The sequence below is a fragment of the Myxococcus sp. CA056 genome, from assembly GCF_013336715.1.
Classification (GTDB): domain Bacteria; phylum Myxococcota; class Myxococcia; order Myxococcales; family Myxococcaceae; genus Myxococcus; species Myxococcus llanfairpwllgwyngyllgogerychwyrndrobwllllantysiliogogogochensis.
This window is the reverse complement of sequence record NZ_JABUMT010000027.1, coordinates 1-14,422: the sequence shown is the minus strand read 5'-3', so window position 1 is coordinate 14,422 and position 14,422 is coordinate 1. Positions and strand designations below refer to the sequence as shown.

The following is a 14,422-nucleotide window of genomic DNA, read 5'->3' as shown; positions in this document are numbered from 1 at the left end:
CGGCGCGCGAGGGCCCGGCCGCTCATCACCCCTGGACAAGAGGGAGCAGGCGCGTGGCTGTTTCGAGCAGGGCAACGAAGCGCACCCGGAGCGACGCGACGCTCGTCGCGGCGGCGCGCGAGGGAGACCGGGAGGCACTGGAGGCGCTGCTCGCCCGGTACGCCTCGCCGGTGTACCGCTTCGGGCTGCGACTGTGCGGCTCCGAGGAGGAGGCCCGCGACGTGCTTCAAGAGACGCTGATGACCGCCTTTCGCGGCCTCCATGCGTTCCGGGAGCAGGCGCGCCTGTCCACGTGGCTCTACCAGGTGGCCCGCTCCCACTGCTCGCGCGAGCGGCGGCGGGAGGCGCGGGGCGGGGAGCGACTTCCCTTCGACGCCGAGGCCGTGAGGGCCGTGCCCTCCCTGGAGCGTGCTCCCGACGAGGTGGCCCACGCGCGGAAGATGGGGGCGATGCTCCGGGACGCGCTCGCGGCACTGTCCGCGTCGGACCGTGAGGCGCTGCTCCTCCGGGACGTGGAGGGCCTGTCGGCCGAGGAGGCCGCGCGGCTGACGGGCATCGACGTTCGGGCCCACAAGAGCCGGCTTCACCGCGCGCGGATGCGGCTGCGGGAGCGACTGGCGCGAGGGGACGCGGACTCCTGAAGAGGGGCGGGACCCAGGCTCCTTGGAGGCCCAGGCCCCACCCCCGCCCTCCTCCCCAGGAGCAATGACGGAGGAGGGCTACTCGGTGGCGTTTACGCCTTGCTGGGCGTGGGAGGCGGTGTCGCCTTGGAGGTCGCCGCGGCCACCTTCGCCGCGACGGGCACGGGGGGCTGGACCGCGCCCATGTGCATCCGGTGCTTCACCTCCGCGAAGCGCTCGCTGGACTCGCGCTCCGGGAACAACAGCGACACGAGGACTCCCACGACGAAAGCCAACGGCATGGTGATGATGCCTGGGTTCTTCAGCGGAAACAGCGCGCTCGTGTTCTTCAGCAGGTCCACTTGTACGGTGGGCGACAGGAAGATGAGCAGCACCGCGCTGAACGAGCCCGTCAGCATGCTGGCCACCGCTCCATACGTGGTGAACTTCTTCCACGCCATGGACAGGAGCAGTGCGGGGAAGTTGGCGCTCGCGGCGATGGCGAACGCCAGGCCCACCATGAAGGCCACGTTCTGTCCCTTGAAGGCCACGCCCAGCACCACGGCCAGCACGCCGAGGAAGAGGCTGGCGAGCCGCGCCACCTTGAGCTGCTCGTGCTCGGGCGCCTCGCCCTTGCGCACCACGCTGGACCACAAGTCGTGGGACAGCGCCGCCGCGCCGGACAGCGTCAGGCCGGCCACCACCGCGAGGATGGTGGCGAAGGCCACCGCGGAGATGAAGCCCAGAAAGCCCGTGCCGCCGACGACTTCCGCCAGCATGGGCGCCGCCATGTTGCCGCCCTTGTCCACGCTGGTAATCGCCTGCCGGCCCACCAGCACCGACGCGCCGAAGCCGAGGATGAACGTCACCAGGTAGAAGTAGCCGATGAGGCCCGTGGCGTAGAACACGCTGCTGCGCGCCGCCTTCGCGTTGGGCACCGTGTAGAAGCGCATCAGGATGTGCGGCAGGCCCGCCGTGCCGAACATCAGCGCCAGCCCCAGTGAAATCGTCTCCAGCGGGTTGCTCACCAGCGCGCCCGGCGCCAGCGTCTGCGCGCCGTACTGCGTGGCCGCCGCGTTGAAGAGCGCCAGCGGGTTGAAGCCGAACTTGTACAGCACCGCTCCGGCCAGCGCGGACGCGCCCGCGAGCAGCAGCACGGCCTTCACGATTTGCACCCACGTGGTGGCAATCATTCCGCCGAAGAGCACGTAGAGAATCATCACCGCGCCGACGATGACGACGGCGACCTCGTAGGACAGGCCGAAGAGCAGGTGGATGAGGTTGCCGGCGCCCACCATCTGCGCAATCAGATAGAAGCTCACCACGGTGAGCGTGCCCAGCGCGGCGGCCAGTCGCACCGGCGTCTGCTTGAGGCGATACGCCACCACGTCCGCGAAGGTGTACTTGCCCAGGTTGCGCAGCGGCTCGGCGATGAGGAACGTCACCACCGGCCAGCCCACCAGCCAGCCCACCGAGTAGATGAGCCCGTCGAAGCCGGACATGGCGACGAGGCCGGCGATGCCCAGGAAGCTGGCGGCGCTCATGTAGTCGCCCGCGAGGGCGAAGCCGTTCTGCAGGGCGCTCACCCCGCCGCCGGCCGCGAAGAACTCCGAGGTCGTCTTCGTCTTGCGCGCTGCCCAGTACGTGATTGCCAGGGTGACACCGACGAAGAGGAGGAAGAAGAAGATGGCCGTGCTGTTGGGCTGGCCCAGCTGCGTGCCCGGTGTCGATGTGGGGTTCATTCGAGGCTCGCTCTCAGCGACGCAGTTGGCTCAGGGCGCGGTCGTACTTGCCGTTCGCCCAGATCATGTAGATGCCCGTCAGCGCCCAGGCGGTGACGATGACGACAGCGCCCAGGAGGATTCCCACCGACAGGCCGGGGGCTATCTGATGGCCCATCAGCGGCTTGTTGAAGGCCACCAGCAGGATGAAGCCGAAGTACGCCACCAACGTGGCCACCGTCAGGACGGCGGCCACCCGCCAGCGCGACGCGGCGAGTGCTTCCAGGGCGTCTTCTTGGGATTTCGAGGACATTTCTTGCCTCCAGTGTGACGTCGGAAGACCGAGGGGGAATCAGGGCTTCGCCCGCACGGGCGCGCCCTTGGTGAGCAGTTCATCCAGCACGGCGGGGTCGGCCAGGGTGCTGGCGTCACCCAGGTTCTCCGTCTCGCCGGACGCAATCTTGCGCAGCATGCGGCGCAGAATCTTGCCGGAGCGCGTCTTGGGCAGGCCATTGACCACGACCACACGGTCCGGCGTGGCGATGGGGCCGATGACGTGGCGCACCTGCTCCTTGAGCGCGCCCACCATCTGCTCCGTGGACGTCTCCAGCCAGTCCGGCTTCACCGTGACGAAGGCGCACACGCCCGTGCCCTTGATGTCATGAGGGAAACCCACCACGGCGGCCTCGGCCACGGCTTCGTGCGCGACGAGCGCGCTCTCCACCTCCGCGGTGCCCAGGCGGTGACCGGAGACGTTGAGGACGTCATCCACGCGGCCCGTAATCCAGTAGTAGCCGTCCTCGTCGCGGCGGCAGCCATCACCGGTGAAGTACAGGTTGGGGAAGCGCGAGTAGTACGTCTCCACGAAACGCTGGTGGTGGCCATACAGCGTGCGCGCCTGCCCGGGCCAGGAGCGCGCCAGACACAGGTTGCCGCTGACGCCGTTGCCCTCGATGACTCGGCCCTCGTCGTCGAGCAGCACCGGCTCCACGCCGAAGAAGGGCAGGGTGGCGGAGCCCGGCTTGCACGGCGTCGCGCCCGGCAGCGGGGAGATGAGGATGCCGCCCGTCTCCGTCTGCCACCACGTGTCGATGATGGGGTTGCGGCCCTCGCCCACCACGTCGTGGTACCAGCGCCAGACCTCCGGGTTGATGGGCTCGCCCACGCTGCCCAACAGGCGCAGCGACTTGCGCGAGGACTTCTTCACCCACGCGTCGCCCTCCCGGATGAGCGCGCGCAACGCGGTGGGCGCGGTGTAGATGACGGTGGCCTTCACGTCGTCCACCACCTGCCACAGCCGGCCCGCGTCGGGGTACGTCGGCGTGGACTCGAACAGGACGGTGGTGGTGCCGTTGATGAGCGGGCCGTAGAGCAGGTAGCTGTGGCCCGTCACCCAGCCCAGGTCCGCCGTACAGAAGTGCACGTCGTCCGGCCGCGCGTCGAAGACGTAGTGGTGCGTGGTCGCCGCATACACGAGATAGCCGCCCGTGGTGTGCAGCACGCCCTTGGGCTTCCCGGTGGAGCCGGAGGTGTAGAGGATGAAGAGCGGGTCCTCCGCGTCCATCCACTCGGCGGGACAGACGCCGCGGTGGCGCGCCATCTCCACGTCCAGCCAGAAGTCGCGCCCCTCGGACATGGGCACTTCGCGCGACGTGCGCCGCACCACGAGCACGGACGTCACCTGGGTGAGGCCCTCGACGGCCTCGTCCGCGATGGCCTTGGTGGGAACGGCCTTGGGCCCGCGTGGACCCTCGTTCGCGGTGACGAGCACCCTGGCGCCGCAGTCGAGGATGCGCTCGCGCAGCGACTCCGAGGAGAAGCCCGCGAACACCACCGAGTGCACCGCGCCGAGCCGCGCGCACGCGAGCATGGTGTACGCCAGCTCCGGAATCATCGGCAGGTAGATGCAGACGCGGTCGCCCTTGCGGACGCCGTGGGCCTTGAGCACGTTGGCCACGCGGCCGACGTGGTGCTGGAGCTCCCGGAAGGTGATGGTCTGGTATTCGCCCGGCTCGTTCTTCGCCCAGATGATGGCGGCCTTGCCGGGGCGCTCCCGCGCGTGGCGGTCCACGCAGTTGTACGCGGCATTGAGCTTGCCGCCGCTGAACCAGGAGAAGTCCACCTGCTCCGCGTCCACCTCGCGGATGGCCTCCGGGGGATGGAACCAGGTGAGCCGCTGGGCCTGCTCACCCCAGAAGGCGTCGGGCTCATTCAGGCTTTTTTGATAGAGGTCGCGGTAGTCCTCCAGCGTCTTCACGTGGGCGTGACGGGAGAAGTGCTCCTTGGGCGAGACGAACGAATCCTTCGCGGCAGTCATCGGAGGTGACCTCGGGGAGAGCAGGGGGCGTCAGTAGAAGAACTGGAGCTGCGCGGTGCCGGTGATGCCGGTGTCCACCTCGGAGATGTCGCCCAGGCGGGAGATGGCGACCTCCGTCTTCAGGTTGAAGGTGTGCTTCTGGAACCAGAGGTTGAAGCCAGGCCTCACCACGAATGCGTCCTGCGCCACGACGCGCGAGTTGAAGTACTCGACGGACACCAGCGGCTCCACGTGGCCGATGCGATAGCCGAGCTCGGACAGGAAGCCCGTGCCGCTCTGCGGGCTGTCCATCCCCTGGCGGTAGGTGTACACGCCCGTCTGGAATACGAGCTCCTGGTCATTGCCCATGGGCCAGTCCAGGAACACGTCCGCCGAGAAGGCCACCGAGTCGTGCACGCCGCTGGCCGTCGCGACGGCGGAGGGCTGATAGTCCGCGCCCGCGCCCACGGAGAGGTGGGGCTTCTCGGTGAAGTAGATGCCCTGGAAGAAGAGGTCCTCCTCACGGGTGAGGAAGTTCCACCGCACCATCGCCACGCCTCGGGGGATGTCATCCGGGTTGATGGCGGGCGCGTCCTCCCGGACGGTGCCCTCCGCGCCGTTGAGGATGGCGGCTCGGAAGCCGAGCGGACCCACGAAGCCGCGCAGCTGCACGCCCATGTCGCGCCAGATTTTTCCGACGCCCGGCGTGAAGCGGATGAGGTTGGAGTGGAAGTCGACGGTGTTGAGCGCGATGGCGCCCTGGAGGTTGTGGCGCGACAGCGGGGCAATCAGGAACCCCACGTCCACCCAGAGCTTGTCGACGAACTCGTAGGAGGCGAAGGCATCCTGGACGAAGAAGTCGACGTTGTAGTTGCCGTCCTTGCCGAAGTTGGGCTGGTCCGTCTCCATGAAGAAGGACAGCCGCTTCGTGACGTTGCCGAAGACGAGCAGCCGCACGCGGCGCAGGAAGAAGTCGGTGCCCACGTGTCCGACGGGCGCCCCGTCCTTGATGAACTGGGCCTGGGGTTGCAGCAACAGGTTGATGTTGAGGTTCGCCTCGTCGTTGATGGTGATCTTCCCGGCGACCGCGGAGCCCAGAGGCAGCAGGGCGACCGCGAGCGTCAGCAGCAGCGGCAACGGACGCGTGGGGGGGAGGGGCATGCCCGTCGCCCAGAGCAACACTCCGGCCAATTGCCGCCACGCGAAGATTCAAGACCTTGCAGGTTGGCTCGCCGCGTCAGGATGTTACGGAAGGTGACGTGGGCGTTACCTCGGTAACGATTCGTGCAATGCGTCGTAACGAAGCGCGCGCGACGGAAGACGTTGGCCGGTGACAACGCGCCTGCCCTGAGGGCGGTGCGTCATGCGCGAGTGCGCGGGAGGCCGAGTTTCTGGCGCTTCTCCCACAGCGCCTTGCGGCTGATGCCCAACCGCTTCGCCAGCTCCGTCTCGCCCATGTGCTCCTGGTGCTCGAGCACGAAGCGTCGGAAGTACTCCTCCATGGAGCCGCTCGCCTCCTCGGCTTCTGGCTCGACGGGCGCGGGTGCGTCGGTGGTGGGAGGACGCGCCTCGCCGCCGGGCAGCTCCAGCGCGAGCAGGTCGGGGGTGATGACGGGGCCGTCCGCGAGGATGACCGCGCGCTCCAGGGCGTTCTCCAGCTCGCGCACGTTGCCGGGCCAGGGATGGACGGTCAGCGCCAGCAGCGCTTCCGGTGACAGCGTGGCGGGAGCGCGGCCGAGCTTCCGGCAGGCCTTCTCCAGCAGGTACTTCGCCAGCACGGGCAGGTCCTCGCCGCGCTCGCGCAGGGGCGGAGTGCGGATCTCTACCACGCGCAGCCGGAAGTAGAGGTCCTGCCGGAAGACGCCCTCCTGCACGCGACGCGGCAAGTCCCTGTGCGTGGCGGCGACGATGCGCACGTCCACCTTGCGAGGCCGCGTGGAGCCCACGCGCCGCACCTCACCGTCCTGGAGCATGCGCAGGAGCCGGGCCTGCGCGGCCGCGGGCAGTTCGCCCACTTCGTCCAGGAAGAGGGTGCCGCCGTGCGAGGCTTCCACGAGCCCCGCGTGCGCGGTGAGCGCGCCGGTGAAGGCGCCCTTCTCGTGGCCGAACAGCTCGCTCTCCAGCAGGCCCTCTGGAATCGCCGCGCAGTTCACCGACACCAGCGGGCCGTCCGCGCGAGGGCTCTGTGCATGGAGGGCACGGGCGACCAGCTCCTTGCCCGTGCCGGACTCCCCGAGTACCAGCACGGTGGCGGGGGAGGGCGCGACCTTGCGGATGCGCTCGAACACGTCGCGCATCGCGGGGCTGCTCCCCACCATTCCGCTCACGGGATAGGCCTGCTCCACCTCGCGCTTGAGCGCGGCGTTCTGTCGGGTGAGCTTCCCCTCGCGCAGCACGCGCTCGACCTGGAGCAGCAGCTCGTCGTGGTCGAAGGGCTTGGCGATGTAGTCCACGGCGCCCAGCTTCATCGCGTCCACGGCGGACTTCACCGTGGCGTAGCTCGTCATGATGAGCACGGGGACGCCCGGGCATAGGGCGATGACGTCCGTGCCCGGCGCGCCCGGCAGGCGCAGGTCCGACAGCACCAGGTCGAAGGAGTCGAGCGCGTAGTCGCTCGCGGCTTCCTGCACCGCGCCCGCTTCCGACACGTCGTGTCCCGCGCGCACGAGCAACCGCCGCAGCTCCGTGCGGATGATGGGCTCGTCCTCGATGACCAGGATGCGACTCATGCGGTGGCTCCCGGACCTGGACGCGAGCTCGACTCCACGCCGCGCGCGTCGGGCAGGCTCACCGTCACGGTAGTCCCTCCACCCGTCCGACTGTCCACCTGAATGGTGCCGCCGTGCTCCCGGACGATGCCCGCCACCAGCGCGAGCCCAAGGCCCGTGCCCTCGCCTGGCTGCTTCGTGGTGAAGAAGGGTTCGAAGACCCGCTGCGAGAGTTCAGAGGGGATGCCGTGCCCCCGGTCCAGCACGCGCAGATGGATGCGTCCGCTCGAGGACTCCGCTTCCAACTCCACGCTCGCGCCTTCGGGGGACGCGTCCACGGCGTTGGTCAGGAGGTTCACGAGCACCTGCTCCAGGCGCTGCGAGTCGCCTTGGACGACGAGTCCTTCGGGGCTGTGGTGCTCGAAGCGCACGCCGCGAGACTTCGTCGACGCGCGCGCCAGTCGAGCGAGCTGCACGGCCTCGGTCAGCAAGGGGCCGACCTCCACGCGCGCGAACGGGCGAGCCTCCCCGCCCACCGTACCCGCGTGGCTGAAGCCCACCAGCGCGCGCACAATCGCGTCGATGCGGCGGCACTGCTGGAGGATGAGGAGGGTGCGTTCCTTCACCGCGTCCGCGTCATCCAGCTCGTACTTGAGGTTCTGCGTCAGGCTGGCGATGGCCGTCAGTGGATTGCCAATTTCGTGCGCCACGCCCGCCGCCACGCGCCCCAGAGAGGCCAGCCGGTCCTGGTGCGCGAGTCGCGCATCCACGGCCTTGCGCGCCGTCAGGTCCTCCACGAGCAGCGCCATGCCCTCCGAGGCGCTGCCACCTTCCTCGTCGGGCGTGAGCCGTGAGCGGTGGAGGCGCAGCGTTCGCTCACCGTCGCCCACCGTGACGCGCGTCTCGGTGTCCGCCTCGGCGCCGGTCGCGAAGCCGGACAACAGCGGACCCCAGGGAGAGGGCAGGGCGGCCAGGGGATGACCGCGCGCCGCGTGCTCCTCCACGCCGGACAGTCGCTCCAGCGCCGCGTTCCAGATGACCACTTCTCCGTCCGGGCCCACCGCGCACACGCCGAGCGGCAGGTCTTCCAGGATGCGCCGCAGATAGCGCCGCACGGCCTCCACCGCGTGTACCGGGCCCTGCATGCCCCGGGCATCGCGCAGGCGTTCCTCCACGAAGCGGAGTTGCTCGGCCAGGGCCGCGCGTGTGCCGGGCCCCAGTCGGAGCGCTTCCTCCACCGTCAGGCGCGCCAGCACAGGGCCGAGGAGTCCGGACAGGTTTCGCTCCACGCCGTCGCGCAGGCGGCGAAGCTCCGCGGGGCGACGCTCGTCGGGGGGCATGCCCAGACCGGCCAGCGCGCGGTCGACCTCGGCTGATGCGGCCTCGGCGCCGAGTAGGGGCGCGAGTCGCTCGCGGAACTCCCGGGGCGAGCCTGCCTCTACGCCGCCGGAGACGAGTCCCGGGGCTTCACGCGTACACGCTCGCGCCGCCTCGGCTTCCGATTCGGACTGTCGCGTGGCCAGCGACACGGCGACGAAGGCCAGCGTGTTGAGGGTCAGTGAAGCGAAGGTGGAGAAGCCCCAGGGTTCGTCGCCAGGGAAGCCGAGCAGCACCGCCACGCGGTGGGTCCATGCGACCAGGCCTGGCGAAGCCCACAGCGGCACCACCAGCGTGAGCAGCCACATCGTGGCCCCGGCGCCCAGGCCCGTGAGCAGGCCCGCGCGAGTGGCCCGCTTCCAGAAGAGCAGGCCGAGCACGCCTGGAGCGAACTGCGCCACGGCCACGAAGGACACGAGCCCCAGGTCCACGAGCCCGAGGCCGCGAGTGTCCAGCAGCCGGTAGAAGCCGTAGCCCGCGAGGATGATGAGCGCGATGAGCAGGCGGCGTGCCCACAGGAGCCAGCCGTACAGGTGGGGTTGTCCGCGCGCGTACCCCAGGGGCAGCACCAGGTGCGTGAGGCACATGGGGGCCAGGGCCAGCGTGGTGACGATGACCATGGCGCTGGACGCGGACACGCCGCCCAGGAAGGCCACCAGCGCCAGCCCCGTGGCACCGCGCGAGGCGGGCACCGCGAGCAGGTGGAAGTCCGCGGGCCAGGGCAGGGCGAGCGCTTCACCGCTCCACAGCACCACGGGCACCGCCAGGTTCATCACCAGCAAGACGAGTGGGAAGGCCCACGTCGCGGTGGACAGGGCGTCGCGCTCGGGGGCCTCGGTGAATGCGACGTGGTAGCTGCGCGGAGTGAGGAAGGCGGCCGCGCAGGAGAGCACCAGCAGCGGAGCCCAGGACGCTTCGCGCGCGGGACGACGCAGTTGCTCCACCGCCTCCGGGTTTGCCTCCAGCCACTTCCACAGTCCGTCCACGCCGCCGAAGACGGACGACACGGCCCAGGCACCCACTGCCACGAGGGCCACCACCTTCACGGCGGACTCGAAGGCGATGGCCAGCATCAACCCTTCGTGTCGCTCGCGCGGGGTGAGGTGTCGCGCGCCGAAGAGGACGGAGAAGACGATGAGCACCGCGCAGAAGCCCATGCCGACGAGCGTGGGAGAGGCCGAGGGACTCAGCACCTTCGCGGACTCCACCACCGCGCGCACCTGGAGCGCGAGGTAGGGGAGGCTGCCAGCCAGCATGAAGAGTGTCACCGCGGTGCCGGTGCTCTGGCCCGGGTAGCGGAAGGCGAGCAGGTCCGCCAGCGAGGTGAGCTGGAGTTCACGGGTGAGGCGCAGGAGGGGGCGCCACAGCACGGGCACGAGCAGACACGCCAGGGTGACGCCCAGGTAGATGCCCAGGTAGCGGAAGCCGTGCCGGGCCGCGTAGCCCACGCTGCCGAAATAGGACCACGACGTTGCGTAGACGCCGAGCGCGAGCGCGTAGACGAGCGGGTGCTGGGTGATGCGCGAGGAGATGAGGCCGCGCTCGGCCGCGTAGGCGACGAGGAACAGCACCAGCAGATAGGCAACGGATGCGGCGACGAGCGAGCCCAGCTCAAGCGTCATGGCCACCGCTCCGGTAGGCGGCCCAGGCTCCCAGGGCGATGACGCCCAGCCACACGATGAAGGGCATGTACCCGGGTGCGTCCTCCGCCAACCACAGCCGCCGCAGCGGCGAGCCAAAGAGCAGCACAGCGATGGTGAAGACGAGCAGCGACGGCATCGCGGGCGCGTCCTGCTCAGGGGGGCGCTTCATGGTGGTGAGGATAGCAGCGGGGCGACGGCTGGGTGACACTGCGGTGAAGTGCTGTCCCCATGCCGGGGGGAACTGTAGATGGCCGCGGTTGAAACCGTCGCGTGGGTGAAGCCACCCGAGCCGATCCGCGGCCTCGACCACCTTGTCCGCGCGAGCTTCTGGGGGCGCGAAGAGCTACACGCAGCGACGGGGAGACGGTTTTCACGAGCAACGCCCGGTCAGTTCTCCCGAGCGCTGCGGACCAGATGAATGGTGGGAAGCTCCGCGAGCAGATGGTCGATGCAGGTCCGTACCGCCGCCGTCAGCGACCGATGGGCGCGGTAGAGCAGATAGACACCGGCAGCCTCCCCTTCCCAGTCTTCTAGGACTCGAGCCATGTGCCTCTTGTTCACATCCTGGGCGCACAGCGACTCGGGGAGCATCGCGATGCCGACACCCGCGAGCACCGCGCGATAGGCAGCGGAGAACTCGCTCACGTAGAGGCGCGGCGCGAAGGTGAAACGTCGCTTCGTGCGACCTTGGGCGAGCGTCCACGTTGCGTGGCCGTCCGTGGCGCGCGTCGTGATGCAGTCGTGAGAGGCGAGCTCCTCGACTCCGCGAGGCGTGCCGTGCGCCTTCAGGTAATGCGGGCTCGCGAACAGCAACTTCCTGGTCATCGGGCGGACCTCGCGCGCAACGAAGTCGTCGGTGTCTTTCAATTTTTCCGTCGCGATCGCGATGTCGAAGCCGCTGTCGGGGTCGGGGCGGCGTCCGTCGATCTCCAGGTCGATCGACACCCCCGGGTGCCTGGCGAGGTACAGGTAGACCACGTTGGCGACGGCGGGGCCGAAGGCGCTCGGCGCGGCGATGCGAACGCGGCCGCGAGGTTCATCCTGGAGCTCGCGAACCTGCCCGGTGCCTTGCGCGAGGTCGTCCATCGCGCGTTCGGCATGGTCGAAGTACTTACGCCCCGCGTCCGTCAGGCGAAGCGTCCTCGTCGTGCGCTCCAGGAGCCGCAGGCCGAGCGCCGACTCGAGCCGGGCGATGCGGCGGCTCACCGTCGAGACGGGAACCCCGCGCTCACGAGCAGCGGCAGAGAAGCTCCGCCGTTGCACCACGCGCACGAGCAGCGCGACGTCGTTGAGGTCCACGTCTATTTTTGCATTCATGATAAGAGTCCGTTTCCGAGGAGCATACTAGTGCGTGCCCGTTCCGTCCGGTATCTCGTTGCGCATGACATGGTCGACCGAACAGACGCGCTGGCTCATGAAGGTGCTTCAGCCAGAACAAACCGTGGCATCGCTTCCCGGGGCTGCGGCGCTCACCGAGCCGATGCGTGCGGCCCTGCTCGGCCTCGCTCCGGACGTCTACGCCGCCGAGCTCGGGCGCCTGCGGGCAGGCGCGAAGGAGGCCGCGCGCGAACTGCTCGCGGATCCCGCGGTGGGTGCGATGGTGGACCGCCTTCCCTTGCGGCCCGGGGCGAGGGTTCTCGCGTTCGGCGATAGCCACACCTCCGATCCGCAGTCGTGGGCGGTGATTCTGAACGAGATGTTGGCCGCGCGCCGTCCCGCGGATGGAATCTCGATCGATGTCAGCGCCGTCGCCGGTGAGACGACAACGCACGGCCTGATTCGAATCGGCGGGGTCATCGCGAGGAATCCAGACTGGATCTTGTTCTTCATCGGCGTGAACGACGCTCGAACACAAGGCCCGACGCCGAGCAAGACGCTCGTCGCTCCCGAAGAGACGGCGCGCAACCTCGCGGAGCTCCGCACGCGCGTCTCCGGGGAGACGAAGGCGCGGTGTCTGTGGGTAACTCCTGCCCCGGTGCTCGAAGATCGCGTGTCGAAGCATTGGGGGTTGTCCCGCTTCGGGGTTCGCTTCCGCAACGAGGACATCGCCCGCGTTGCCGAGGTCATTGCCGCCTTCGACGAGCCGGCGATCGAACTGTTCGCGAGGCTCGGCCTGCCACCCCCGCAGGAGCTGCTCATGGAGGACGGGCTTCACTTCACGCAGGAGGGGCAAAAGAGAATCGCGCTCGAAGTCGTGCGCGGCTGGGCCGACGCGAGGGCGCGATGAAGTATCTGGTCACCGGCGCGACCGGTAACATCGGCTCGGGGGTAACCCGGTGCCTCCTGGCACGGGGCGAGCGCCCGTGCGTGTTCGTGCGCGACGCGAAAAAGGCGCGAGCGCTTTTCGGGGATCGAGTCGAAGTCCGGGTCGGCGATCTGTCCGGTTCGCGCGCCTCTCTCTCCGCCGCCCTCGCCGGGATTGGTGCGGTGTTTCTCCTGAACAGTGGTCCCAAGCTCGGTGTCTGGGATCGCGCGTTCGCGCTCGCCGCCAGGGCTGCCGGGGTAAAGCACCTGGTCAAGCTCTCGACGCTGGACGTGAGCACGGGCGTGGGGACCGGCCCATGGCATGCGCGCGGCGAGACCGCCGTTCGAGAGAGCGGCCTCTCGTTCACGTTCATCCGGTCGGCGGCGTTCATGTCGAACGCGCTCGGCTGGGCCGATTCGATTGCCTCCGAGGGCGTGCTCCGGTCCTCCACGGGCGAGGGGAAGATAGCCTTCATCCATCCGGACGACATCGCCGAGGTCGTCACCAGGGCCCTGACGACGCGCGAGTACGTCGGGGAGTCTTTGGTGATTACAGGGCCGGAGGCGCTGAGCTACGGCGAGATGGCCACCCGGATCGGCGCCACCCTCGGAAAGACGGTTCGCTTCGAGCCGATCTCCGATGAGGAGGCCCAGGCGGACGTTGGTAGAGGCCCGTACGCCGCGGCGCTCGTCGATATCTGGCGCGCGGTCCGCGAAGGGCGGATGGCGCTCGTCAACGAAGGAGTGGAGCGCGTCCTCGGACGAAGGCCGCTCTCCTTCGACCGCTGGGTCGCGCAGCACGCCGAAGCGTTTCGCTGATCGCTCAGCTTCGGTAGGAACCCTGTGCCTCCCCAAAATTCGAGGGCTGCATCATGCGCGCGTCAACGCCGCGCCACGACGTGCCAGGCGCGGTGGGCTCGCGCACGCGCCCTTGGCGGAGAGGGTTCAGACATCTTGGTAGACATAGGACACACGCGGGTCGTGCGGTCGTGCATGGCCCGCGAGGCACACGTCTGTGCCGGCCATGCCTGTCTCTTCAACGGAGTTGAGCACGAAGCCGGGACCTGCTGGGAGGCCATCGTCAAACCAGCGCAGCAGCAGCTCGTGGGCGAAGAAGGCAAGTATCCGAGGAGCCGCAACCGGGTCAACGAGTGCACGTGCTGGCTCGGGCCATTCGAGGGCACGCAGGGCCTGGTCCAGCGGGTCATCCGGCGCGGGAAACCGCTGGTAGTCGCTCACCAATCCAGGCCAATCGCGTTCGAGCAGCGCCACTGCATATTGTCCAGGCAAGATGACTTCGTAGCGCACCTCGGTGATTCCTGGAGTGCGCCAGGGTTGGTTGAAGTTCATGGTCCGCACTCGCAAGGCATCCACCGACACGGGGCGGCCACCTGCGAGGCAACTGGCTCTATGGGGCGGTATCGGAAAGCGGTGACGCCACTCGTTTTGATAAACCATGTCTCGCTTCCCAAGCACCTCTGGGTGGACAGGGGCCCTGTCTACGACGAGGTAAAGGAGTGTGCACCAAGACGAGCCACGCTCGACAGAAGGCGCGACGGTGGAGCGCGGGCACTCCTGGCTGAATCGCTTCCGACGACTGCTGGTGCGATGGGAGAAGACACCTCTCTGGGAATGCCGCGCCTCGCGGCGGCCATCATCATCTGGTTCCACGCGCTCCTGCCGAGATAAGAGGACCTAACAAAAGTCAGGGCTGGGGTGGCCACCGACGAAGGGCATCCCCAGCTTGAGTGCATGGTCCGCGAACTCGTTCCCGACGCCTTCTGGCAGCGTGTGGCGCCGCTGCTGCCTCCGC

The 14,422-nt window shown here is 68.8% G+C and carries 12 protein-coding genes and 1 pseudogene; 4 read left to right on the top strand and 9 right to left on the bottom strand.

Annotated features, from left to right (window positions below):
- Positions 1–53: 53 nt before the first annotated feature.
- A complete protein-coding gene (locus HUA76_RS44525) occupies positions 54–641 on the top strand; it encodes an RNA polymerase sigma factor (protein WP_371823625.1) in 588 nt (195 codons plus the stop codon).
- A gap of 92 nt (positions 642–733) precedes the next feature.
- Here the strand turns inward: HUA76_RS44525 and HUA76_RS44520 are convergent, their stop codons facing one another.
- From HUA76_RS44520 to HUA76_RS44485, 8 genes are all read right to left on the bottom strand, one after another.
- Positions 734–2,362: a sodium/solute symporter gene (locus HUA76_RS44520; RefSeq protein ID WP_174464401.1), complete on the bottom strand. Its 1,629-nt coding sequence runs from the start codon at positions 2,360–2,362 to the stop codon at positions 734–736.
- 13 nt (positions 2,363–2,375) lie between these two features.
- Positions 2,376–2,654, bottom strand: a complete 279-nt coding sequence (locus HUA76_RS44515) for a DUF485 domain-containing protein (RefSeq protein WP_141640705.1) — start codon at positions 2,652–2,654, stop codon at positions 2,376–2,378.
- A gap of 39 nt (positions 2,655–2,693) precedes the next feature.
- Entirely contained in the window at positions 2,694–4,658 is a 1,965-nt protein-coding gene (gene acs / locus HUA76_RS44510; protein ID WP_141640704.1) for an acetate--CoA ligase, read from the bottom strand.
- A 30-nt stretch (positions 4,659–4,688) separates the two neighbouring features.
- Positions 4,689–5,798 (bottom strand): hypothetical protein, encoded by a 1,110-nt coding sequence (locus HUA76_RS44505; RefSeq protein WP_174464400.1) that lies wholly within the window; start codon positions 5,796–5,798, stop codon positions 4,689–4,691.
- 200 nt (positions 5,799–5,998) lie between these two features.
- Positions 5,999–7,366, bottom strand: a complete 1,368-nt coding sequence (locus HUA76_RS44500) for a sigma-54 dependent transcriptional regulator (RefSeq protein WP_174464399.1) — start codon at positions 7,364–7,366, stop codon at positions 5,999–6,001.
- Positions 7,363–10,344: an ATP-binding protein gene (locus tag HUA76_RS44495; RefSeq protein ID WP_174464398.1), complete on the bottom strand. Its 2,982-nt coding sequence runs from the start codon at positions 10,342–10,344 to the stop codon at positions 7,363–7,365. Before HUA76_RS44495 ends, HUA76_RS44500 begins: the two co-directional genes overlap by 4 nt.
- Positions 10,334–10,534 carry a hypothetical protein gene (locus HUA76_RS44490; RefSeq protein WP_174452950.1) on the bottom strand — a complete coding sequence of 67 codons (201 nt, stop codon included), beginning with the start codon at positions 10,532–10,534 and terminating at the stop codon, positions 10,334–10,336. Before HUA76_RS44490 ends, HUA76_RS44495 begins: the two co-directional genes overlap by 11 nt.
- A gap of 218 nt (positions 10,535–10,752) precedes the next feature.
- Complete coding sequence (locus HUA76_RS44485) at positions 10,753–11,664, bottom strand: LysR family transcriptional regulator (RefSeq protein ID WP_371745498.1); 912 nt, start codon at positions 11,662–11,664, stop codon at positions 10,753–10,755.
- Positions 11,665–11,716: 52 nt separating this feature from the next.
- Between HUA76_RS44485 and HUA76_RS44480 the strand changes: the two genes are divergently transcribed.
- Together HUA76_RS44480 and HUA76_RS44475 are read left to right on the top strand one after the other, a co-directional pair.
- Positions 11,717–12,592, top strand: a complete 876-nt coding sequence (locus HUA76_RS44480; RefSeq protein WP_371823624.1) for an SGNH/GDSL hydrolase family protein — start codon at positions 11,717–11,719, stop codon at positions 12,590–12,592.
- The gene (locus tag HUA76_RS44475; protein WP_174464397.1) at positions 12,589–13,428 is read left to right on the top strand and encodes an NAD(P)H-binding protein; all 840 of its coding nucleotides are present in this window, start codon (positions 12,589–12,591) and stop codon (positions 13,426–13,428) included. The genes HUA76_RS44480 and HUA76_RS44475 overlap by 4 nt, the downstream gene beginning before the upstream one ends.
- Before the next feature lie 126 nt (positions 13,429–13,554).
- Here HUA76_RS44475 and HUA76_RS44470 read toward each other — a convergent pair whose 3' ends face one another.
- A complete protein-coding gene (locus tag HUA76_RS44470) occupies positions 13,555–13,959 on the bottom strand; it encodes a hypothetical protein (protein WP_254614912.1) in 405 nt (134 codons plus the stop codon).
- A gap of 208 nt (positions 13,960–14,167) precedes the next feature.
- On the opposite strand from HUA76_RS44470, the pseudogene HUA76_RS44465 reads away from it, so the two are divergent.
- Positions 14,168–14,298: pseudogene (locus HUA76_RS44465) on the top strand (IS5/IS1182 family transposase); the annotation flags it as partial.
- Between the last annotated feature and the right edge of the window lie 124 nt (positions 14,299–14,422).